Here is a 21,821-nt window from a genome sequence, read left to right on the forward strand (position 1 = left end):
CAGAGCATGAGTATGGCAGTTTCAGCGTTGCAGATAGAAGTTCGAGGTCAAGTACAGGGGGTTGGTTTCCGTCCCTTTGTGTATAACCTCGCGCAACGTTTTGGGGTGATCGGATCTGTGGCGAATGGTCCTACAGGGGTGAGAATCTTTGCTCAAGCCGATAAACCTCAACTTGATCAGTTTGTTGCTCAGTTAGCGTCTGAGCAACCTTCCATGTCAGAGATTGAGTCACTAGATGTTACCTCTATCGCAGTAGAACCAGACCTCTCTCGGTTTGAAATTATTCAGAGTGAGCAGGGAGATCTCGATCTTTCTGTTACACCGGATGCTGCGGTATGTCAGGATTGTTTAAGCGAATTGTTCGATCCAGATAATCGTCGCTATCTATACCCGTTGATCAATTGTACTCACTGCGGCCCCCGCTACAGTCTAATCACGGCTTTGCCTTACGATCGTCCGAATACCACTATGGCGAAATTTCAGCTTTGCAAATGTTGTGATTTTGAATATACCGATCCTCAGGATAGACGATTTCATGCTCAGCCTACTGCGTGCGGTGAATGTGGCCCGCAACTCAGTTTTTGTACTGAAGATGGGCAGCAAATGGAGTGTGATGATCCAATTGCACAAACGATTGAATTGATCCAACAGGGCAATATTGTTGCTATAAAAGGCGTGGGAGGTTTCCATCTAGCTTGTGATGCTCGAAACCCACGAGCAATTAGACGGTTACGAGATCGCAAGCATCGCGATGAAAAGCCTTTAGCAGTGATGGCGGCTAATCCAGAATCCTTGCAGCCCTATGTCGAGCTAACGGATCAAAGGGTACAAAGGCTTAAAGCGATGGATGCACCTATCTGCCTTGTACCTAAACACGAAAACTCCGCTTTAGTTTCTAAAGAGCCATTACCTGAAGAGTTAGCACCTGATCAAGCGTGGCTAGGTGTGATGTTACCTCATTCGCCTCTACATTATTTGCTGTATCACAAAGACGCAGGTAGCCCAGACGGAATCCAGTGGCTCGAGGAAAAGCAGGATTTACTCTTGGTGATGACCAGCGCAAACCGTAGTGGAAATCCTCAAGTAATCGACAACGCTGAAGCGCTAACTCAACTGCAGGGGATAGCTGATGGCTATCTGATGCATGACCGAGATATTCATACCCGTTGCGATGATTCTGTAGTGTCGATGGTTTCTGAACAAGGTGGTGAACTGATCAGGCGTGGCCGCGGATTATCGCCGCAAACTATTAAGTTACCTTTTGCAGCCGATGCGCAGTTACCTTCTGTTTTGGCGGTTGGAGCATACTTTAAAAATACGGTTTGCCTAACCAAAGGTAATCGTGCGTACGTATCGCAGTATATAGGTGATCTTGATAACCCTGAGTGTTGCCGTCAGCTCAATCATACTGTCGAGCAATTAAGCGCTATGTTGGATATCAAACCTGACCTTGTGGTTGCCGACCTGCATTCTGAGTTTTACAGCACTAAATTTGCACAACGGTTTAGCCAAGAGCATCAGATTCCAATGTTACAGGTTCAGCATCATCATGCTCATATTGCTGCAGTTATTGCAGAGCGTGGTGTCCAAGAGCCCGTGCTTGGCTTAGCCCTTGATGGCTTAGGCTTGGGGGATGATGGCACGCTTTGGGGCGGAGAGCTGTTCAAGGTGAACAAGGGCTATTTTCAGCGTCTATCCAGTTTAAACCCAATCCCTCTACCCGGAGGAGACAGTGCAGCAAAAGAGTCATGGCGGGTAGCTTCAGGTGTATTGTTCCAATTAGATCGAGCAGAGCAGATTGAAGCTCGCTTTGGTGATCACACAGCAGCCCCTATGATCAGCCAGCTGTTACAGAAAAATATCAATACACCGATGACGAGCAGTGCAGGGCGGGTATTTGATGCGACGGCTGCCTTATTAGGGCTGAAAGAGATAAATGCTTATGAGGCGCAAGCGGCTATGGCGCTTGAATCAGCAGCTTATCGCTACCTTAAATTACACCCATGGCCGAACGAATCATTACTGATTGAAACGAAGCAGTCCCCTTTAAATCTAGAGCCATTATTTGCACGTCTGCTTGATTGTGAGGATCAAGGGTATGGTGCAGCCTTGTTTCATCAACAGCTAATCACGTCGTTATCGCGTTGGGTCGCCGATAGAGCAGTAAAAGAAGGGATCAATAAAGTGGTATTAGCGGGAGGCTGTTTTTTAAATCAGCTTCTGCTTCAAGGGATTACCGAGCAGCTAGAGGCGCAAAATTTGAAAGTAGTTACGGCACGAAAACTGCCATGTAATGACGGCTCTATATCGCTAGGGCAGGCGCAGATCGCCTTAGAAAGAGCTGATTTGGCTCGTCAAAACAAGAATAAGAACGACAATGACAAGAACAATGAGAGAGAGTCGCTATGTGTTTAGCCATCCCTGTTCGTATTGAAGAGATTATTGATACCGAGTCTGCGATTGCAGATATAGGTGGGGTGAGAAAAGAGATCAATATAGCGCTGATTGCCGATCTGAACGTAGGAGATTACGTCATCATGCACGTAGGCTATGCGCTGAACAAGATTGATCCAGAGGAAGCTGCTCGAACCTTAGCGTTGTTTGCAGAGTTAGACGAACTTGAGCAGCAACAAGCGATAGAGGCATCACAATGAAGTATGTTGATGAATATCGCGATGGCGCATTAGCTCAAGAGATTGCAGCCAAGATTGGTAAAGAGGTCGATCCTGATCGAGATTATCACTTCATGGAATTTTGTGGCGGCCATACCCATGCGATCTTTCGCTATGGGATCCCTGATCTGCTACCTAGCAATCTGAAAATGATCCACGGCCCTGGTTGCCCTGTGTGTGTACTGCCGATTAATCGTTTGGATTCGGCCATCGAGTTGGCGGTTACTCATAAAGTTATTCTTTGTTCTTACGGCGATATGTTGCGTGTGCCGGGTTCGCGTAAACGTAGTTTACTAAAAGCTAAAGCGGAAGGTGCGGATGTCCGGATGGTGTATTCCTGTTTGGATGCTCTTCGCATTGCGCAAGATAATCCAGACAGAGAGGTGGTATTTTTTGCCATAGGTTTTGAAACTACAACACCGCCTACAGCGCTAGTGATTCGACAGGCACAAAAGCTAGGTTTGAAGAACTTTACCGTCTTTTGTAATCACGTTCTGACTCCCGCAGCGATCAGTAATATTTTGGAGTCCCCAGAGGTGAGAGAGCTGGGTATTCTGCGCTTAGATGGTTTTGTAGGTCCAGCTCATGTAAGTACCGTGATTGGATCCCAGCCTTATTACTATTTCGCTGAAGAATATCAAAAGCCTGTGGTCATCGCGGGGTTTGAGCCGCTGGATGTGTTGCAGGCGATCTTAATGTTAGTGCGGCAGGTTAACGATGGTCGTGCGGAGATTGAGAATGAGTTTTCCCGTGCGGTTACATACGAAGGCAATGTTCAAGCGAAATCTATCGTAGCAGATACCTTTGAGCTACGCCGTTCATTTGAATGGCGTGGCTTAGGTGTTGTGCCCTATAGCGCTTTGCGTATTAAAGATACCTTTGCCGAATTTGATGCCGAAAAGCGTTTTACAGTTGAATATCGTAGCACACGGGAAAATAAAGCTTGTGAGTGCGGAGCCATCTTACGCGGCGTTAAATCTCCACGGGATTGCACTTTGTTTGGCGATCCTTGCACACCTGAGAACCCTTTAGGGTCTTGTATGGTATCCAGTGAAGGTGCTTGTGCGGCTTACTACAGCTATGGTCGCTACCAAGAAAATACCTTCGCATCTGATAAAACCCATCCGCCCGCCTGATTTAGAGAGTTTTTCATGAGTACACAAACGATTTATACATCAGAGCTCGATCTGGTTAAGGGCAAAGTAGAAATGGCCCATGGTAGCGGTGGTAAGGCGATGGCCCAGTTGATCGATCAGCTGTTCCTGAAAGCGTTTTCAAACCCTTGGTTAGAGCAGATGAATGATCAGGCGAGTTTTAGCTTACCTGCCGGTAAAGTGGTTATGGCGACGGATAGCCATGTGATCTCACCTCTGTTTTTCCCTGGAGGTGATATCGGCTCCTTATCGGTGCATGGCACGGTTAACGATGTCGCTATGTCCGGCGCTACGCCTAAATATCTTTCAGCTGGTTTTATCTTGGAAGAGGGCTTCCCTCTGGCGGATCTGAAAACCATTGTAGATTCTATGGCGAAGGCGGCTGAAGAGGTTGGAGTTGCCATCGTGACTGGCGATACCAAGGTGGTCGAGCGGGGCAAAGGTGACGGCTGCTTTATCAATACGACTGGTGTTGGCGTAATAGAAGGCGGATTGGATTTTGGCGCGAATCAAGTTAAACCGGGAGATAAAATATTAGTGTCCGGTACCTTGGGAGATCATGGCGTCGCCATTATGTCTTTGCGTGAAAACCTAACGTTTGAGACGACCATAGAATCGGATTCTCAAGCGCTGCATGACCTTGTTGCTGATATGGTTGAGGCTGTGCCAGAGATTCATTGCCTTCGAGATCCTACGCGAGGAGGTTTATCTGCCACGCTGAACGAGATCGCTCAGCAGGCCCGAGTCGGTATGCAGATCTACGAAGCGCAGCTGCCGGTGAAATCACAAGTTCAAGCAGCCTGTGAATTCCTTGGGCTAGACCCGTTGTTTGTTGCGAATGAGGGTAAGCTGGTGGCTTTCTGTTCTGCAGAAAAGGCGCAGCAGTTATTAGCGGTGATGAAGGCGCATCCTAAAGGGCAAGAGGCCGCGATTGTTGGTGAAGTGACCGATGATCCATTGAGCTTTGTGCAGATGCAGACAGCCTTTGGTGGTAACCGTATGGTTGATTGGATCAACGGTGAACAGCTACCGAGGATCTGTTAATGCGTATTTTATTTGTAACCCACAGTTTTAATAGCCTGACTCAACGTTTGTTTGTTGAGTTACGTAGAGACGGTCACGATGTCTCTATTGAATTTGATATTAACGATGCAGTAGCAGAACAGGCTGTGGAGTTGTTTAAGCCTGAGCTCATTATTGCACCGTTTTTGAAACGAGCGATTCCTGAATCTATTTGGTCTCAGCATCGTTGTATTGTTGTTCATCCAGGTATCAAGGGGGATCGAGGCCCCTCGTCTGTTGATTGGGCCATATTGAATCAAGAAGCCTCTTGGGGCGTGACGTGCTTAGAAGCTAATGCAGAGATGGATGCAGGCGATATCTGGGCGTCAGTCGAGTTTCCAATGCGAGAGGCGAGCAAAAGCAGCCTCTATCGTAATGAGATCAGTGACGCTGCAGTGGCTGCAGTAAAGCAAACGTTAAAACGTATTCTATCGGGTGATTTTGAGCCGCAAAAACTGGATTATGATCAGCCGGATATCCTAGGTCAGTGGAACTGTTTGATGGCACAAAGCGATCGGAAGATCGACTGGAAAAATGATTCCACTCAAGAGGTCTTAACAAAGATCAGAGCAGCGGATTCAGCGCCCGGTGTGCAGGATCGAATCGGTGGACAGGATTACTATCTATATAACGCTTTTGCAGAGCAAGCTTTAGGACAAGAACAGGCTGATGCAGGTTCTATCCTTGCTACTAGAGACGGTGCGATCTGTCTTAAAACCCGCGATGCTGCAGTGTGGGTGACCCATCTAAAACGCGTTAACCCGGAAGAAAGTGAATTTAACTTTAAACTGCCAGCGACTCACTTTTTAGCGAAGCAGCTTACTTCGGCGCCTCAAGAACAACGTGTGCCAGAAATGCCTTTATCACCAGAAATTCAGCCGGATACGGTCACTTGGCAGGAGATTCGTTACCGCGAAGAAGGCGATGTAGGCTATCTCTATTTTGATTTCTACAATGGCGCCATGGATAGCGGTCAATGTCAGCGCTTACAACAAGCGGTGGCCTACGCAAAAGCCCAGCCAACCAAAGTGTTGGCACTCATGGGAGGAGAGGAGTTCTGGTCGAATGGAATTCATTTGAACCAGATTGAAGCGGCTGAGAGCCCTGCAGAAGAGTCGTGGCGCAATATCAATGCGATGAACGATCTCTGTTTAGAGATCATTAATTCTCCTAATCAACTAACCATGGTAGCTATGCAAGGTAATGCAGGCGCAGGTGGCGTCTTCTTAGCTTTAGCTGCTGATCAAGTGGTGGCCCGCAGCAATATTGTGCTCAACCCTCATTACAAATCCATGGGTAATCTTTACGGCTCGGAATATTGGTCCTATCTCTTACCTAAACGGGTTGGTGATGAACAAGCACAGCAATTGATGCAAAATCGATTACCGGTATCGGCTACAGAAGCTGAACAGAGTGGGTTAATCGATGCTTGTATCAATGAGAGCCGGGAAGGCTTTATTAATCGAATCAAGGCCGATGCTAAGCATCTGGCTACATCCGTTGAATATGCGCAGCGTCTGGCGCTAAAGAATTTGCAGCGTCAGCAAGATGAGCTACAAAAGCCATTACAGCAATACCGTGACGAAGAACTGAATCAGATGAAGCTGAACTTCTTTGGTTTTGATCCGAGTTACCATGTCGCTCGATACCATTTTGTGGAAAAACTACCCAAGGCTCGCACGCCAGCTTATCTTGCGAGCCATCGGGTGGTTAGTGGTTAAAAGCCAGCTTATTGGGATTCGAGCCGCGATTAGTCACAACACAATCTGAGCAATGGCAGTTTTTTGTGCAGAGTGTGGCTAATTCTTCGAGTTCATTAAGGAGCTTCTCAACTTGAGTTTGAACCTGTAATGGCACACAGTGTTTAACGCGGTATTGGTGCGTAAAATCATGGACCTCATCAAACCGAAATGTCACTGGCTGGGTTTTGAGTTTACAGGTACGCAAAGCAAAGCTAACTTTGTTGTCGCTGATCAATACCTTAGCTTCAACTGCTGGAAGACCGCAAAAGCTGAATCCCTTTCGGTCTAGGGTATTAAGAACCGCTTGAGTGATAGGGGCGCAGATTTCATTATCTGTCGCACCTAAACTGGTAACGAAAATACTCATATCAGACATCCTGTCTTAAGAGGAAGGAGTCGCTTGCATAGTAATTGAAACACTTTGTCTGGAGCGTTTCACTCACCATGTTTATTTTAGTCCAGTATTAGAGGGCCCTAAACTACGATATCTATTAGTTTAGGCTTTCTTTGATATGTCTTTGATCTGGGTACTTAAGATGTAGCCACTTTTTGGCTTTCAATCGCCCAAGTAATCGCTTCTGATTGAGCTTGCAGTAATGTGTGTTCATCTACATGCCCAGATAGGTTGCTCCACTCGTAACGGGTGAAGTTAATCACATCATTAAGCATAAGACCGAGATTGCCTTTCCGATCGACCAAAGCCATTTTGGCTTCTTCAGTTAACGGAATATGCTCAGGCAATGTTTCCATTGGAATAGAGAACAGGGCATCTGCACCAGAAAGAATACCAATCAAGAAGGCTAGGCCGGGTTCCGCATTGTATTGAGGTGCGATGTGTTCACACATCTTAGAGCGAATTAACAGTTCTCGACATAGCTCATCAGGGACATCTAAGGTGCCTGACAGAGAAACAATAATAGCCCAACGTTTTAGTTCATTTAGGCCGAGCATTACAACGGCTTCACTGATAGTGGAGATGGATCGTTGTAGTGAGAAGGTAGCGGAATTAACAATCTTTAGTAGTTTTACAGCAAGGCGCGGGTCTTTCGCAATGATTGCTTCTAGATCTTCAGGTGTGGCATCGCTATCGTTGAGTTTCGCTAGTAACTCTATCATGGTGAGTTCGTTGCCACTGATGCGTTTCCCTTCAATATGTTCAGGAAAGGCAAAGAAGTAGCCTTGAAAGAGTTGGAAACCTAACTTCTTAAATCGATGGAATTCATTTAGTGATTCCACTTTCTCTGCAAGCAGTGTCAGATTATAAGGCTCTAAATGTTCCATAGTGTGGAAAAGGTCCTTGCCTTTTGTTTCCAGCACGTCAATCTTTACTATGTCCACTATATCCATTAGCGGTTTAAAGTCGTCACTCCAAGTGAAATCATCCAGCGCAATCTTGAAGCCTTTTTCGGATAAGCCTCGAATTTGTTCGATGGTTTTATCATTGATCGGAACGTCTTCAATAATTTCTAAAACAACATTATCTGCAGCGAAACTGGGCAATTCTTGATAAAGAAGCTCCTCATTCATATTCATAAAAGCAGGGAGAATACGTTGAGCTCCTCGCTGAATAATTCCGGTATAAGCGTTGAGAAGGACTTCACAGGTAGCGGCGGTGCCATCAAACAGTTCGCCAGGGGGGCAACCATTTGGATCTCTATAAAGAAGTTCATAGCCAACCGTCTCACAATTGGCATTGAGGATTGGTTGTCTTGCTAACAGAGTTTGCTCTAACACCTAGGCACCTCATACAACAATCATTTAGATAGTAGTTTCAAACTAACTAACTGACATAGTAGCGGAATTACAAAGTATAACTAGTGGTTTTGGGTCTGAGAGGCAAAAAAAAACCGGGCATAAGCCCGGTTTTTTTTAGAAGGTTATCACTTACTTAGTGATCGCCTGAAGTTCAGCCAATGCAGCTTCGCGAGTTTCGTTTGCAATTGCAGTGAAAGCTTCGCCTTGACCTTTTAGAAGTTCGAATAGAGCTTTGTTAGCTTCCATGTTGAACTTGATTAGTTCTTCAGGAGTTTTAAGTTCTTTCGCTTTTTCAGCTTCGCCCTGGAAGAAAGAAGTTAGTTCTTCACCAGATTTTTTCTGCTGTTCGATAGATTTAGTGATCGCAGCAGCCTGAAGGTTCATCAGAGACTGAACGGCATCGAAAGATTTCTGGAAATCAACAGTATTAGTCATGATAGTTCTCTCTAAAAAATTAATTTGTTGCACTGCACAATATGAGGCTCATTTTAGCTTGATTTCTGACCAAGTCAATAGTTTTTTTGTGCAGTGCACAAAAAGTTTCTGAAGCTCGCATTTACCAAACATAGAGAGACGTTATGACAGAATGATGTCTGGACGTTAAGGGGACGAATTGGTCTAATTGGCGCTTTGAATTTTCTGGCTATAACGAGCACCCCCATGGCAGGCATAGAAACAATACTTACGCTATTTTTGCTGATCGGTTTAGGTTACATCGGTAAACGTACTGTTTTGGCAGAGCAATCCTTAGCTCCGCTTAACGCCTTTGTGTACTACTTTGCTGTGCCAGCATTGCTGTTTAATTCCGTTTACAAATTATCTTTGGACAGTTTGTTTCAGCCGCTTTATCTATTTGCTTTTCTAGTCGCTGTTGTTGCAACTGCGCTCACGGCGGCATTGGGGTGCGCAATGTTCTTCTCCGAGCGTAATAAAGAAGTGCTTATCATTCGTGCTTTGAATGGTACCTTCTCCAATTATGCGTACATGGGCATTCCGATGGTGTTTGGCTTGCTCGGCGAAGCTGCTTATGGCGCGATGATCAGTATTATCTTGTTGGGGAACGTGTTCCAGATTGGTGGTACGCAATTTTTAATGGAAAGTCAGCGTCAAGAAGGAACAGGATTAAAGCAGTTCCTGGCTATTTTAGATAAGTCATTGCTGCGTAGTCCGATCTTTTTATCCACATTCTTTGGCGTATTAGTCTCAGCATTTGCAATAGAGCTACCTAATGTATTGGCATCTACCTTGGATCTGCTAGCGCCTGCTACAGTGCCTGTTGCTCTGTTTTGTTTAGGTGCGAGCCTTGAGTTTAAAACCCTTAAGCAAAGTAAAGTCGAGCTATTCTGGCTGGTAATAGTTAAGCTGTTTATTCATCCATTGCTCACGTTAGGCATTTTCAAACTAGCGGGCGTTGAGGATCAAAACTGGTTGTTAGCTGCTGTGATTCTGGCTGCGTTGCCAACAGGGGCCTTAGCCCACGTTATGGCAATTCGCTATGACGTAAAAGAGAAAGAAACCTCCTTAACGGTCGTGTTATCAACCATGGCTGCACTTGTTAGCGTATCCTGTTGGGTAAGTTTTTTGATGTAATTCATTTGGCTCAGATTATGCGGCTTGCTGTACATCATGAATAAATAACATGATCTCTTCAGGCTGCTGAGGCTGGTTAATTATCTCAACCACATGCTCTTTTCGATCTTTCTTCAGATCGATGACCTCGACTGCTAAGCAGTCGCCATCCAATTTGAAATCTTTCATGGCGTAACCTTGTTCAGCAAGCAAATCCATTAGTTTTAGTAGCACAAGGCTTCTGTTTCTATATGAAATTCCGAACAAAAATCCGTTGATGATCATCTGACTATCCTCATATCCGACTGCTATTTGGAGCAGTTCAATTGCTTTATCTGCTGTCTATTTTCTGCTGATGCCGAGATGCTGTCTGTATAGGAATATGCATACAAATTTTCATACAATGGCTTTTTTCGAGCTTAAAGAACCGATTTTTGGCTAAACTCAATGAGTGATGTTTGGGTCTCTACTAAATTTGATAGGAGGGATAACTCCAATGGCATTTACGTTTTATGCACAACGTATTTTTGTTACTCGTTTCAGTGCCGCGGTAGGCTTTTATTCCCAAGCCTTGGCTTTAGAACCCGAGTTCATCGATGACGATATGGGGTGGGCTGAATTTGAGTTGGGTGCAGCCAAAATAGCCATAGAGTTGGTTGATGCTGATACTGAAGAGGCTAACGATTTAGTGGGGCGTTTTGTGGGTGTAACACTTCAAGTTGAGGATATTCAATCGGTGTATGAAGATATGACCCAAAGAGGGATTGAATTTGTTGCCCCACCAGAAAAACAACCTTGGGGTGGTACGCTAGGACACTTTAAGGATCTTGAAGGAAATATCCTTTCGATTTTCAGTATGTAGTGTTTCGTATTTCAGCGTTGTATGAAGCTACAAAACACTACATCAGATAGCAGATTAATCTTCCTGCTCTAACGCCTCGCGAAGTTGATTGATCACCTTACTCGGCAGACGATTGATAATTATTCGGCCATTATCTTCGTCAAATTCGATATCTTTACTGCCATTTAGATCGCCAAGGCTGCGCTTATTGAAATCTAAACTCCAGTTATCTGCTTTCACTTTGAGTTTTGCAAAGCGATTAATCGTACTGGTATGAGGTTGAAATTCCTGACTTACATTGTAAGGGCCTTTATTGGCAAATGTGCCAAAGGTGCCCGCTGCTGTTTCTGCTTGTTCGGGTGGAATATAAGCATCAAACAGGTTTTCAATGTCGTTTAGATTAGCGGATTCTTTTTCTGTGCGTTGCTTGGATAGGTAGCTAACTACATCCTCAACTACTTCCTCTTTACGATCACTCATATTGTTTTGGTTACAGAAATCCCGTGCTGCACGAATCAACTCACCCGTTGATTTGCGCGAAGGGGTGACATCGGTACAACCAAACGCAGTAGAGAAGTAGTGGGTGATTTCCCCTTTCTCTTTGCTGCCAATAAAACTGAGGTAGCTGTCCTGCTTTTTTCTATAAGTGGTTAGGTTGATCCGCGCACCTTGATGCAATTGATCAAGATTTATCTCCATCACCTCTGTTGGATGAAGATCATTGTCAAAACCAATACCTGCTTTATCTCGAACGAGTGCGATCAACATATATTCGTAACGATCGCTGGCATACATCGCAAACAGTACATATCCACCGTATGCGGTATGAGCTGAAGGATTGTTAATCGCAACCGCTAACTGAGACATACTTTTTTCTGTTAACTCAACAAAGCTCTGCTCGTTACATTCTGCATTCACAAAGCTTTCGAAAGCTGAGATAAAAGGGTAACCCTCTTCATTCTCATGATTGAACGATCCATGAGTCAGACTAGAGCGACGGCTGAATGCAGAATTCAGTGTTTCGAATAGCTGGTTAGCGATCGGTTCAGTTGTTGGAATAACACCACCACGATCTGTAATACGCGCAGGCGCATCTTCAGATTCTTTAACTAGTTCTCGAATAGCTAGATGTTTTAATTCCATGAATGACCTCAGCAGCGTTGTCAAAAAAGCAGAGCAAGGATTGTATTTAAAACTCAGAGGAGATGCAGTATAAAGATGCCCCTAATCCAACGAATAAGGCTGAGCTCATGGCGCTTAAACCAACTATCCACAAAATTTCTCTTAATTTAGTGGATATGAATCGGGATATTTATACGAGCGAAAAGCTGACCGTTGCTCTGCACCCATCAGAAACGGTTACCCGAATGATGGTGCGTATCCTTGCTTACGCGCTGAACTATGATCAAGACCTTGATTTCACCAAAGGCTTATCAACAGCTGATGAACCTGATCTTTGGATTGTGCGTCCTGATAACTCCGTGAGCTGTTGGATCGAAGTTGGACAAGCTTCTCCTGAAAGAATGCGTAAGGGCGTAAGCCGAGCAGAACAGGTAATCCTGTATGCCTACGGCAGCGAAGTAGATATCTGGTGGGCTAAAAACGGTGATGGCCTACAAGCTTTGCCAAAGACACAGGTATTTCGATTTGATGCCGAGCAAGTTGGTCAGCTCGAAGCGTTGTGTGATCGTACGATGGAATTAACGATTACACTGAGCGAAAACCAGATTTTCGTAGCTGCAGGTGATAACCAAATTGAGGTAGAGGTTAGTCAGCTTTCTTAAAAGACTATAGCCGCTAGTGGCTAGGATTTTCGCTTGAGCTAAATCGAAATCCCCATCTCTGATGACCAAGCTAGTTTCTGATGTTCCATATTTGTTTGGTTTGAAGGGAAACCCTCATCGAGAACATGAACAAATCGAAGAAGCGTAAAAGCTCTAATAATCCACTTTCCTTCGATTCTTTTTGATCTGCCCACGCTGAGTTTTCTTATCAACGCGTTTACGTTGTGAGCTTCGTGTGGGCTTGGTCGCTCTTCTTGTTTTTTCTACAACGGTTGCTGCTTGTATAAGCTCCAACAGTCGTTGTTTAGCATCCTCCTTATTCCGCTCCTGATCGCGGGAGTTTTGCGCCTTAATCACAATTATACCTTCTTTGGTGATACGTTGGTCACGATAGGCAAGTAGTCGCTCTTTGTAGAATTCAGGCAGGGAGGAGCTTTTGATATCAAATCGAAGATGGATCGCACTTGAGACTTTATTTACGTTCTGGCCGCCGCTGCCTTGGGCGCGGATAGCATTGAACTCTAACTCGTGCGGATAGATAAAAACGCGGTTGGTTATCTTTAACATGAATCTATTGTATCAATAGCATCAAGAGGAATGAAAAAAAGATAGAAAAAAGTGCTGACAGAGTTTGAATAACCGCCATACCTGAACCATTCTTGATATATCACTCAACTTAACAGGGGGCGGGGGACATGGATTCCAAATGCAACCACTGCAGGCAGTTAATTGAATCTTCAATTATCAGTGAACCCCATCAGCATCTGAAAGTACAAAGACGATCAATGAGCAGCAGCATCTATCGCTGTCAGTTGTGTAATACGATGTTTGAATTCACGGAACATGAGATTTACTTATTGGATATTGTACAGCCAGAGGCTGAAACGGTAGGGCAAAAGCCGTCTGCCTGCGCTTAAGATCACAGGTAGATGCAGGTCAGTACTTAATCAATCTCAACTTCTTACCTAATTAATCTTTCCAGTCATCTTCGTCGAATATCTCGCGTAGATCCTTTTGTAATTCTTTCTCCTCACGCATAGCCTCTAAGCGGCGGCGCTTAGCTGGATTGATGCTTTCTTTCTTGTAAATGGTTGATAGCTCTTCAGACGCTATTAACTCGTCTTCAAGTAAGGATTCATCAGACAGATTCTGTTGATTAGATTCGCTATTTATGGGGCCTTGGTGACTCATGGCTTTGCCTCAGGGATAAACAAATCGATCTCTATATAGCCTGAGTATGGTACAGATTTGGAAATTGGAAAGAGATTTATGCTGAATATGTTAGCTAAAGGCTAAAAGGTGAAAAAAGTCGGGTAAAAATTACCCGACAAGGCACTTTGGGTGTGGTGAAGCAAAGAAAAGTGCTGGCAATTAATTTAATAACTATTGCCAGCGAACAACGAAATAGCAGAAGTAGGCGGCTATCTCGTTATAACAGTTGGTCAAGCGACCAGAAACATAGCACCGAACAGTGCGATGCCTGTTCCAGCCCAAGTATTTAATTGTGGAATCGTACGGTTGATCTGATCAGCTAGCGTCTTGCCTGCCCAAAACAGCAGAGCGGTACTTAACATAAAGCCTGATGCAAAAGCTGCAATACCTGCAGAACCTAACTCGGTCCCATGAGCAGAACCGTGATAGATCGAGAACACTGCAATCAGTGGCAAGGCTAGAGTGCTTTTTAGATTAATCACTTTAGAAACCATGAGGCCCAACACTAATACCGATACTGCAATGCCTGTTTCAATTGCAGGGAACATAAGGCCGTTAAGTGCTAAGAAGAAGCCAGCTAATAGCATGCTAAAAAGCGCGAAAGGCACTAAGCGATTATCCTTAAGATACTGCTGCCCGGCCCAGAAACCGACAGCTAATAATGCCAGCAGGTGATCGATCCCTGTTAATGGATGGAGCAAGCCAGAGATCAAACTGGATTCCATTAATAGGTTGCTGTGAGCAAATGCTGATGGGGCAATCAGTGAACCGGCGATTAGCGCTAGACTGGATTTACATAGGGTGGAAATTGTCCTCATTAGACTATCCTTTTTATTTTTATGGGTTAGGAGAGGCTGTGGATACTTACTCTCGTTCCTAAGGTAAAAGCAATGGAAGTGCCAAGTTTTAGAAATCAGGAGGATTAAGCCAATAGCCCATAACTAGTCCTATTGAGGGCTGCCCAAGGATCTGTTGAAATGGGTGACGGCTTTTTACAAGCCATTTTCGATAGCAAAAACGTTTAAAGCTGGAAACTTAGTAACCAGTCAGCTATCACTACAAAAATTGATCTTACTCATAAGTAGTGAAAAAGCTGTTTTTTATAAGACCTTGGTCTATATTTTTTGTTTTGCTGCAGTGCAAAAAGGAGTACACTGCAAGCTATCCGTTTACGAGGGATTACTGGCGTGTCTACAAAATATCTTAAACGCTTTTTTAAACCAGCATCTATCACTGTATTTGGTGCATCTGCCCGCGAAAATAGTATGGGCGGTGTGGTTATTCAAAACTTACAAGAAAGCGGTTTTAAGGGATCCTTATACGCGGTTAACTCCCAAGGGTATGACACAGTTCATGGCATTAAATGCTATAGCCAACTAAATCAACTACCCGAAATGCCCGAGCTAGCCATAATTTGCTCTCCGCCAGAAACCGTCGCAGATATCATTCGCGCACTGGGTGCGAGTATGGTTAAAGCTGCCATGATCTTAACTGGTGGTCTATCCATTGAAGGTGAAAATCACCAAACCCTTCGTGATCAGGTAAGAGAAGCAGCTAAGCCCTACGGCATCAGAATATTAGGGCCCGATTGTATGGGTATGTTGGTGCCCGGTCATAACATGAACGCCAGTTATTCCCATGTGAATATCCTAAAAGGTAAGGTCGCTTATGTGGGTCAGTCCGGTATTTTAGGGACGGCCATGATTGATTGGGCCACCGGTCAGGAAATAGGCTTTTCTCATTTCCTTACCTTAGGTGGTGGCGCCGATGTTGATCTGCCCTCGGTGATCGATTATCTCGCTCAAGATCCTTATACCCATGCGATTTTATTGCAGCTGAACAGAGTAGATGGGTCTGCTAGGGACTTCTTATCAGCTGTTCGCTCTGCATCACGAAACAAATTAGTACTGGTACTCAAGAACGATACGTTTAGTGGCGAAAAATCAGGTACAGAACTCGCTCCTGGTATCTACGATGATGATCAGGTGTACGATGCTGCACTGCGACGCGCAGGTGTTGTACGTGTTGAAACCTCTGATGAGCTATTCAACGCGTTAGAAACCCTAACCCACATGAAACGTATGCGCGGTGAGCGATTGGCGATTGTGTCTAATGGCACGGGACCAAACGCACTCGCGACAGAGCACCTTCTTAATAAAAATGGTCAGTTGGCGCATCTGACCGAGGAAACAGTCGAAGCATTAGCTGAAATTCTTCCGCCTCATTGGGATCGATCTAATCCGGTAGATCTGAACGCCGATGCTGACCCTGCGCGTTTTGCCGAGGCTGTACGCCTACTCACCAAAGATAAAAATGTTGATGTGGTGTTGATGGTACACGCACCGACACGCCTGGCCCCTGGTGTTGAAACCGCAGAGCAGGTTATTCAAGTTGCTAAGAAAACTCCGCGTAATGTCTTAACCTGCTTTATGGGCCGAGCAACAGCGATAGAAGCACGTAACCGTTGTAACGCAGCAGGTCTTTCGACCTTCTTAACGCCGGAAGAGTCTATCGATGCCTTTATGTATATGGTTGAATTTCGCCGTAACCAAGAGGTGATGCGTCAAACTCCACCTCCTTACATCGAGCAAAATACGCCGAACCATATTAAGGCTAGAGATCTGATCCAAAACGCTTTGGCGGAAAATAGAGACTATCTTCTGCATAAAGAAGCCTGTTCGTTATTAGATCTCTACGATATCCCAGTTTCGAATACGTACTACAGCGATAATATTAATGATGTAGTGAAACTGGCGAGAAACATTGAAAACTCCGTTCGAGTTAAAGCACTTCACACCGATAACGTTTACCCATTTAGTTATGATGAGCAGGGTAGTCAGCGCTGGAAAGATATCGCCCAAGACCTCTATTCAGCTTCAGAAATTGAACATGCAACTACCCAGCTTTCCTATCGCGTAGGTGAGAGTTATGGCCCAGAGCAACAGATGGGTTTCTGTATTCAGCAAATGAAACGTGGTTTCCAATCCCTACAGATCAATGTCGGCATCACACGAGACCCTACCTTTGGCCCGGTGATTGTCTTTGGTGCGGGTGGGCATACGGTTGATGTCCTTTCGGATCGTCATGTGATGTTGCCACCGTTGAATATGGCCTTAGCGCATCAGCTTATTCGTCAGTCGCGTATTTGCAAAATTCTCAAAGAGAACAGCTATCGTCCTGAGCAAGATATGAAGCAGTTGAGTAAATTACTGCTGAACTTGTCAGAGATGGTTGTCGATCTGCCACACTTAAAATGCCTAGAGATCAATCCGCTACTGGTTAATAAAGCTGGTCTGTTGGCGACTGATGTTTCGGTATCAATTTCTGCAGTTGAGGGTGATCTATCGATCTCACCCTATCCTGAACATCTCACTGAAGAGATCACGCTTAAACGCTCTGGCCGTAAGGCGATTATGCGCGCGATTCGTGGTGAAGACGAACCTAATCATCTAGAGTTCTATAACAAACTTAGCCCGCAATCGATCCGCCTACGTTACTTCTACAGTCGTGGTGTACCGACCCATCAGGAACTGGCGAATTGGACTCAGATTGATTACGACCGTGAAATGGCATTTATCATCTCGGTTCCACGTGATGGTTCTAAAGAGATGGAAACTTTGGGTGTCGTAAGAGCGGTGACCGACGCCGATAACGTTAGAGCCGAATTTAGCGTCGTGATTCGCGATGACCTACAAGGCGAAGGCCTTGGTGTCGCCTTAATGAGCAAAATTGTTGATTACTGCCGCAGTCGAGGAACACTGCAGATTATTGGATCGACATTGCCGAACAATAAAGGCATGCAAAACTTGGCTAAAAAATTAGGTTTTGAAAACAGCTTCAATATCGAAGAAGACGTAGTCGATATGAAAATGATGCTGAATACGCCAAAAGAAGATTGGCAACGTATGCGACTTCAGTTGCCTCATTAATGAGATGCTAGGGCTTACCAAGTAAGAAGAGCATGAATTTCTGATAGGGTTCAGAAAAGTATTTATGCTAGATGCGTAGCATAAATAGTCAGAGCGCCTAGAAAGATGGCGCCAAGCATTGCCGGTGCTGTTCGGATTGATAAGGATCTGTCGCCGGCAAATATCACAATCAGCATCTTAACTAAGCTATTCACCGTAGCCGCTATAAATATTCCTGCTAAAGCAATTTCTACTTCTATCAAGTCAGGTGTTTGCCTACCTAGTGTCAGAGTAATTAGATCAACATCGGTTAAACCTGCGATAGCTGATAAAAGCAGTGTTCCTGTATCTCCAAACCATTCTGTTAGTGCTTGTGATAGCAACATTACCAGCATCAATATAAAACCGAAGAAGACAGCAGAGCTTAGCGCTAGTGGGTTACGTTGAGTTTTGACGCTGTTCGTTTCTCCATCACAGTATCTAAACCATATCCAGAGTGCAGGGAGATAGAAGCCAAGCATCATTATGAGCATCGGGGGCCATAGCTGATATGTCAGTGGTGCATTGATGACCAGCAATACCATCAGAATTCGAGGAAACATTGTTCCACAACTAAATAGGATTCCGCTTGCTAGTAGAGGGCAAAGTGAATGTTGTTCCCTTGAGAGACTAGAGAACTGGATCGTTAATGCAGTTGAAGAACTTAACCCCGCAAAAACGGACGTGAACATAATGCCGCGTCGTGTGCCACCAATACGGATGGCAAAATAGCCGAGAAAAGAAATGCTGGCGATCAGTACGACTAGCCACCAGATCTCATAAGGATTAATTGCTTGCCATGGGCCGTAACCTTTATCAGGTAGGATCGGCAGCAAAACTATTGAGATTAATAACAGCCTCAAGCCAGCATCAAGTTCATATTCTTCAAGCTTATGAAGTGCTGAATGCAGCTCGGGCTTACCATCAAGGATCAACGCTACGATAACGGCTGCTGCAGAAGCAATAACAGGCTCCCCAGACACGGCAAGTGCTCCAAGCATATAGGTAATCAATAGGCCAACATTGCCCGTGATACTAACGGTGTTGCTCTCCTTATGACGGATACTGAAGGCAACGGCGAGAATAATAATTAGCGGAATTAAGCCGAATCCAAGTAGCCAGCTTGAAAAGTCCTTAGCAAGTGCAGCGCATAATCCGCCGTATAGCCCAGTTAAAGCAAAGGTACGAATTCCTGCAATACGGCTTCCTTCAGAGCGATGTCGTTGAGACCATCCTCGTTCAATGCCTATGATCAAGCCTAGAGCCAAGGCAATAAGGAGGGACCAGAAGAGATTGATTGGTGTAGATAAAAACGAAACATCCATAATTTAATATTGAGACAGTTTCGTGGTTATCGCCAGTTAGCAGGGCATCGAGAAAGAAAAGGGGATAAGCTATTAACCAATAGCGGATTTATAAGCGTAGGTTCAAATGAAAAGTTTTTTGTTAATTTCTCTATTTCTATTCCCTCTTCAAGTAATTGCTCAAGATAATTGGTCATCAATAGAAGGTAGTTATGCGCTTACTGGTTCAGAAGTTATCGACCCTGACTCTAGTAAACCTCAGAATACGCACCTGCGTTTTAGTCTGACGGGTCAGGTAGCTCAGGATCTCTATCAAGCGATGGATGTTGATACGGTGATTGATGAATGCACAGGGCTACCGAGTAAATCGGTGAAGGATATGCGCTGCTATTTTGAAAAGTCGGATGACAGCTATATGTGTGATTTTTCGATTGATATCGCTAAGCAAGAGATAGGTTATGGTTTAAGTTGTTAATCTCGGAGCTTTTCAAATCTTGCCCAAGGTTACTGGAGTTTTATAAATGTCCAAAGCTTATAACATTGTGAATATTGTCAAAATTTACGATAAGAAAAAGTTCTATGAGTATGTGGTAGGCCATGTTCCAACATTGGAAAAATTCGGCGGTAAGTTTCTAGTCAAAGGTGATTTCGGTGAGGTGTTGGAAGGTAACTGGGATAGCAATCTGATTGTTGTTCAAGAATTCCCATCTGTGGAGTTGTTTAAAGCTTGGTACGACTCTGATGAATATCGCCCTTGGCGCGAGCTAAGACAGTCTTGTGCTGAGGTGAATGTTATCTTGACTCAAGGTTGCTCCGATTAGGTTCTTGGCCTTTGTTGCTGCAGAAAGGACTTGATCTAATCAGTTGGGGGCTGACTAGACCAAGCTGTTTTCTTACACAATAAATTTAGAGACGTCCTCGCGCATCTGGTGAGCTTGGGTTTCTAAACACTCGCAGTTCTTACAGCTCTCGCATGAGTCGGACAGTAGTTGTTCAGCAGAAGAGGAGATCCGCTGTGTTGCATCCTCTACGCCTTTGACTGTGTACATCTGCTCCTCGGTAGCGCCGGCAATTTGAATCACCATTTCACGAATCTCATCCATGGCATCTTTGTTGGATTGCATCGTTGAATTAGCTGCGCCAATGGAGTTGTTCATCGTTTCGCTAAGCTTCAAGCTGCTTTGCATGGCTACTTCAGATTCTGTGACATGCTGTTGCAGTGTTTCGATCATCGATTCAATCTCTACAGTGCTGCTTTGAGTGCGTTGCGCCAGTGTTCTCACTTCATCGGCAACGACTGCAAATCCTCGGCCTTTATCGCCTGCTCGGGCAGCTTCAATTGCGGCGTTTAGAGCGAGCAAGTTAGTTTGCTCAGTGATATCTCTGATTACGCTTATTACATTGCCGATCTTAGTACTAGATTGACTAAGGGAGTGCATTAGGTCGCTGCTGCGGCTGATATTGTTGGTAAGCTTTTCCATCTGCTGGTGGGTTTCAGCCATGATCTGGCTACCTTCATTCATCTGTTGATCAGCACTGCTAACACTGTCTTGAACTTGGGTACTGCTGGATGCAATTAGCTCAACTGCAGTAACGAGTTCTTGCACGGCTTGGTTTACCGCCAGCGTATTGTTACGCTGCTCTTCAATGGCTGTTTGGGAGCGTTTACTTAGCTCAACGGAATGATGTGCGCTGCTTTCTACCGTCTCGCCTTTCTCTTTTATCTCGCGTACCAGCCCGGCCGTGGTATCAATAAAATCATTTACCGAATGAGCAAGTTCGGTCACTTCATCTTGACCTGGTAGGTCTAAGTGCTGGGTGAGATCACCGCCACCATGACTGATGTTCGACATTTTAGAATTAGCCGTTTGTAAGCGATTAAGGACGCGGAAGGTTTGCCATAAGAGCAAGCCAGCGATTATGGCTGTGAGGGCTGTTGCCATGCCGACACCTTGCATTCGTGAGGTATGCAAAGCGTTAGAAATAGCACCTTCAAGGTCGGTGTAGATGCCCCCAAATATTGATTCTACTTCATGAATACTGCTTCGTAGCTCACCGCGTAATCCTGAATTTTGGTCTAAGCCACGTTGTTGTAGTGCTTCGGCTAGAGCATGGGCTGTGTCTTCAAATATTTTTACACTGTCTGCGGCGGGTAAATTCACTTGCTGCATGTAGTTGTGGGTATTTTTGAGGCTTTCTTGTAACAGTGTCTTCGAGTTGAGGTCGTAGCTATTTTGGAAGTCATTTTCTAACAAGATCAGGTGCAATATCTTAGAGATTGCCTGACTATCACCGGTGTTGGCTACTTTTTGATGGAGTGTTCTTTCCGCCTGATTAAAGGCGCCACGTAAGCCACTGTCTTTATCAAGGCCAATTTTCTTATCGAGCTCTACCAGTGCGATCAGTTTTTGTTGGTAAATATCGAGTTGATGTTGTGCTGCGCCTAAGTCTTTTTGAACTTCTGGAGCGTAGGTTAATTGCGATGAAAGTGAGTCGATATTATTACGCATAAGGGCAATACGTTTTTCAAACTTATCTACGTATTTGAGTTGTTTACGTAAGAGAAAGTCTTTCTCATGTCGACGTAGCATCAACATGTCGTTGGTGAGGCCCTTAGCTACAGCATATTGCTGACCCAAACCAGAAATGTGGCTGCTAGTTTGCCAGAGCATCCAAGTCATCGCTGCCATAGCAACAATGACCAATAGGGAAACAAGAATAAAAGCGCGGCGGATAGACATAACTACCTCCTTGTCGTGGGCTTACTTCCATGTCACAA

22 protein-coding genes are annotated in these 21,821 nt (G+C 44.8%); 12 read left to right on the forward strand and 10 right to left on the reverse strand.

From position 1 onward, the window contains the following. Positions 1-6 precede the first annotated feature (6 nt). From hypF to ACMXYV_RS05365, 5 genes are read left to right on the forward strand one after another with little or no spacing between them, the layout of a single operon-like run. Positions 7-2,415, forward strand: a complete 2,409-nt coding sequence (hypF, locus tag ACMXYV_RS05345; protein ID WP_415890737.1) for a carbamoyltransferase HypF — start codon at positions 7-9, stop codon at positions 2,413-2,415. After that, positions 2,406-2,654, forward strand: coding sequence for a HypC/HybG/HupF family hydrogenase formation chaperone (locus ACMXYV_RS05350; RefSeq protein ID WP_415890738.1), 249 nt, complete (start codon positions 2,406-2,408; stop codon positions 2,652-2,654). Before hypF ends, ACMXYV_RS05350 begins: the two co-directional genes overlap by 10 nt. Then, entirely contained in the window at positions 2,651-3,808 is a 1,158-nt protein-coding gene (gene hypD, locus ACMXYV_RS05355) for a hydrogenase formation protein HypD (protein ID WP_415890739.1), read from the forward strand. The genes ACMXYV_RS05350 and hypD overlap by 4 nt, the downstream gene beginning before the upstream one ends. 15 nt (positions 3,809-3,823) lie before the next feature. Then, positions 3,824-4,870, forward strand: coding sequence for a hydrogenase expression/formation protein HypE (gene hypE, locus ACMXYV_RS05360; protein WP_415890740.1), 1,047 nt, complete (start codon positions 3,824-3,826; stop codon positions 4,868-4,870). Continuing rightward, a complete protein-coding gene (locus tag ACMXYV_RS05365; RefSeq protein ID WP_415890741.1) occupies positions 4,870-6,609 on the forward strand; it encodes a hydrogenase maturation protein in 1,740 nt (579 codons plus the stop codon). Before hypE ends, ACMXYV_RS05365 begins: the two co-directional genes overlap by 1 nt. On the opposite strand, the gene ACMXYV_RS05370 is transcribed toward ACMXYV_RS05365, so the two are convergent. The 3 genes from ACMXYV_RS05370 to ACMXYV_RS05380 all read right to left on the reverse strand — a co-directional run bounded on the left by ACMXYV_RS05370 (position 6,599) and on the right by ACMXYV_RS05380 (position 8,820). Beyond that, the gene (locus ACMXYV_RS05370) at positions 6,599-6,997 is read right to left on the reverse strand and encodes a hypothetical protein (protein ID WP_415890742.1); all 399 of its coding nucleotides are present in this window, start codon (positions 6,995-6,997) and stop codon (positions 6,599-6,601) included. The genes ACMXYV_RS05365 and ACMXYV_RS05370 overlap by 11 nt on opposite strands. A gap of 164 nt (positions 6,998-7,161) precedes the next feature. Continuing rightward, positions 7,162-8,364, reverse strand: a complete 1,203-nt coding sequence (locus tag ACMXYV_RS05375) for an EAL and HDOD domain-containing protein (protein WP_415890743.1) — start codon at positions 8,362-8,364, stop codon at positions 7,162-7,164. A 150-nt stretch (positions 8,365-8,514) separates the two neighbouring features. Beyond that, positions 8,515-8,820 (reverse strand): hypothetical protein, encoded by a 306-nt coding sequence (locus tag ACMXYV_RS05380; RefSeq protein WP_415890744.1) that lies wholly within the window; start codon positions 8,818-8,820, stop codon positions 8,515-8,517. Between the two features lie 225 nt (positions 8,821-9,045). Here ACMXYV_RS05380 and ACMXYV_RS05385 point away from each other — a divergent pair, with 225 nt between their 5' ends. After that, positions 9,046-9,975, forward strand: a complete 930-nt coding sequence (locus ACMXYV_RS05385; RefSeq protein ID WP_415890745.1) for an AEC family transporter — start codon at positions 9,046-9,048, stop codon at positions 9,973-9,975. Between the two features lie 15 nt (positions 9,976-9,990). On the opposite strand, the gene ACMXYV_RS05390 is transcribed toward ACMXYV_RS05385, so the two are convergent. Continuing rightward, entirely contained in the window at positions 9,991-10,143 is a 153-nt protein-coding gene (locus ACMXYV_RS05390; RefSeq protein ID WP_415890746.1) for a hypothetical protein, read from the reverse strand. A 307-nt stretch (positions 10,144-10,450) separates the two neighbouring features. On the opposite strand from ACMXYV_RS05390, the gene ACMXYV_RS05395 reads away from it, so the two are divergent. Further along, complete coding sequence (locus ACMXYV_RS05395; RefSeq protein WP_415890747.1) at positions 10,451-10,816, forward strand: VOC family protein; 366 nt, start codon at positions 10,451-10,453, stop codon at positions 10,814-10,816. Between the two features lie 54 nt (positions 10,817-10,870). Here the strand turns inward: ACMXYV_RS05395 and ACMXYV_RS05400 are convergent, their stop codons facing one another. Further along, the gene (locus ACMXYV_RS05400; RefSeq protein WP_415890748.1) at positions 10,871-11,938 is read right to left on the reverse strand and encodes a nucleoid-associated protein; all 1,068 of its coding nucleotides are present in this window, start codon (positions 11,936-11,938) and stop codon (positions 10,871-10,873) included. Between the two features lie 107 nt (positions 11,939-12,045). Here ACMXYV_RS05400 and ACMXYV_RS05405 point away from each other — a divergent pair, with 107 nt between their 5' ends. Beyond that, on the forward strand, positions 12,046-12,579 hold the full coding sequence (locus tag ACMXYV_RS05405; RefSeq protein ID WP_415890749.1) for a YaeQ family protein: 534 nt from the start codon (positions 12,046-12,048) through the stop codon (positions 12,577-12,579). A gap of 153 nt (positions 12,580-12,732) precedes the next feature. Here the strand turns inward: ACMXYV_RS05405 and arfB are convergent, their stop codons facing one another. Further along, entirely contained in the window at positions 12,733-13,146 is a 414-nt protein-coding gene (arfB, locus tag ACMXYV_RS05410; RefSeq protein WP_415890750.1) for an alternative ribosome rescue aminoacyl-tRNA hydrolase ArfB, read from the reverse strand. A 128-nt stretch (positions 13,147-13,274) separates the two neighbouring features. Here arfB and ACMXYV_RS05415 point away from each other — a divergent pair, with 128 nt between their 5' ends. Beyond that, positions 13,275-13,496 carry a hypothetical protein gene (locus ACMXYV_RS05415; RefSeq protein ID WP_415890751.1) on the forward strand — a complete coding sequence of 74 codons (222 nt, stop codon included), beginning with the start codon at positions 13,275-13,277 and terminating at the stop codon, positions 13,494-13,496. 52 nt (positions 13,497-13,548) lie between these two features. Here ACMXYV_RS05415 and ACMXYV_RS05420 read toward each other — a convergent pair whose 3' ends face one another. Further along, the gene (locus tag ACMXYV_RS05420) at positions 13,549-13,770 is read right to left on the reverse strand and encodes a PA3496 family putative envelope integrity protein (protein WP_415890752.1); all 222 of its coding nucleotides are present in this window, start codon (positions 13,768-13,770) and stop codon (positions 13,549-13,551) included. Positions 13,771-14,021: 251 nt separating this feature from the next. Then, positions 14,022-14,609, reverse strand: a complete 588-nt coding sequence (locus tag ACMXYV_RS05425; protein WP_415890753.1) for a HupE/UreJ family protein — start codon at positions 14,607-14,609, stop codon at positions 14,022-14,024. Between the two features lie 369 nt (positions 14,610-14,978). Here ACMXYV_RS05425 and ACMXYV_RS05430 point away from each other — a divergent pair, with 369 nt between their 5' ends. Further along, positions 14,979-17,720, forward strand: a complete 2,742-nt coding sequence (locus ACMXYV_RS05430; RefSeq protein ID WP_415890754.1) for a GNAT family N-acetyltransferase — start codon at positions 14,979-14,981, stop codon at positions 17,718-17,720. A 62-nt stretch (positions 17,721-17,782) separates the two neighbouring features. On the opposite strand, the gene ACMXYV_RS05435 is transcribed toward ACMXYV_RS05430, so the two are convergent. Continuing rightward, the gene (locus tag ACMXYV_RS05435; protein ID WP_415890755.1) at positions 17,783-19,063 is read right to left on the reverse strand and encodes an MgtC/SapB family protein; all 1,281 of its coding nucleotides are present in this window, start codon (positions 19,061-19,063) and stop codon (positions 17,783-17,785) included. A gap of 106 nt (positions 19,064-19,169) precedes the next feature. On the opposite strand from ACMXYV_RS05435, the gene ACMXYV_RS05440 reads away from it, so the two are divergent. Then, on the forward strand, positions 19,170-19,517 hold the full coding sequence (locus ACMXYV_RS05440) for a hypothetical protein (protein ID WP_415890756.1): 348 nt from the start codon (positions 19,170-19,172) through the stop codon (positions 19,515-19,517). A gap of 46 nt (positions 19,518-19,563) precedes the next feature. After that, complete coding sequence (locus tag ACMXYV_RS05445; protein WP_415890757.1) at positions 19,564-19,863, forward strand: DUF1330 domain-containing protein; 300 nt, start codon at positions 19,564-19,566, stop codon at positions 19,861-19,863. A gap of 72 nt (positions 19,864-19,935) precedes the next feature. On the opposite strand, the gene ACMXYV_RS05450 is transcribed toward ACMXYV_RS05445, so the two are convergent. Then, complete coding sequence (locus tag ACMXYV_RS05450) at positions 19,936-21,783, reverse strand: methyl-accepting chemotaxis protein (RefSeq protein WP_415890758.1); 1,848 nt, start codon at positions 21,781-21,783, stop codon at positions 19,936-19,938. Between the last annotated feature and the right edge of the window lie 38 nt (positions 21,784-21,821).

Source organism: Neptuniibacter sp. SY11_33, assembly GCF_047778025.1.
Classification (GTDB): Bacteria; Pseudomonadota; Gammaproteobacteria; order Pseudomonadales; family Balneatricaceae; genus Neptuniibacter.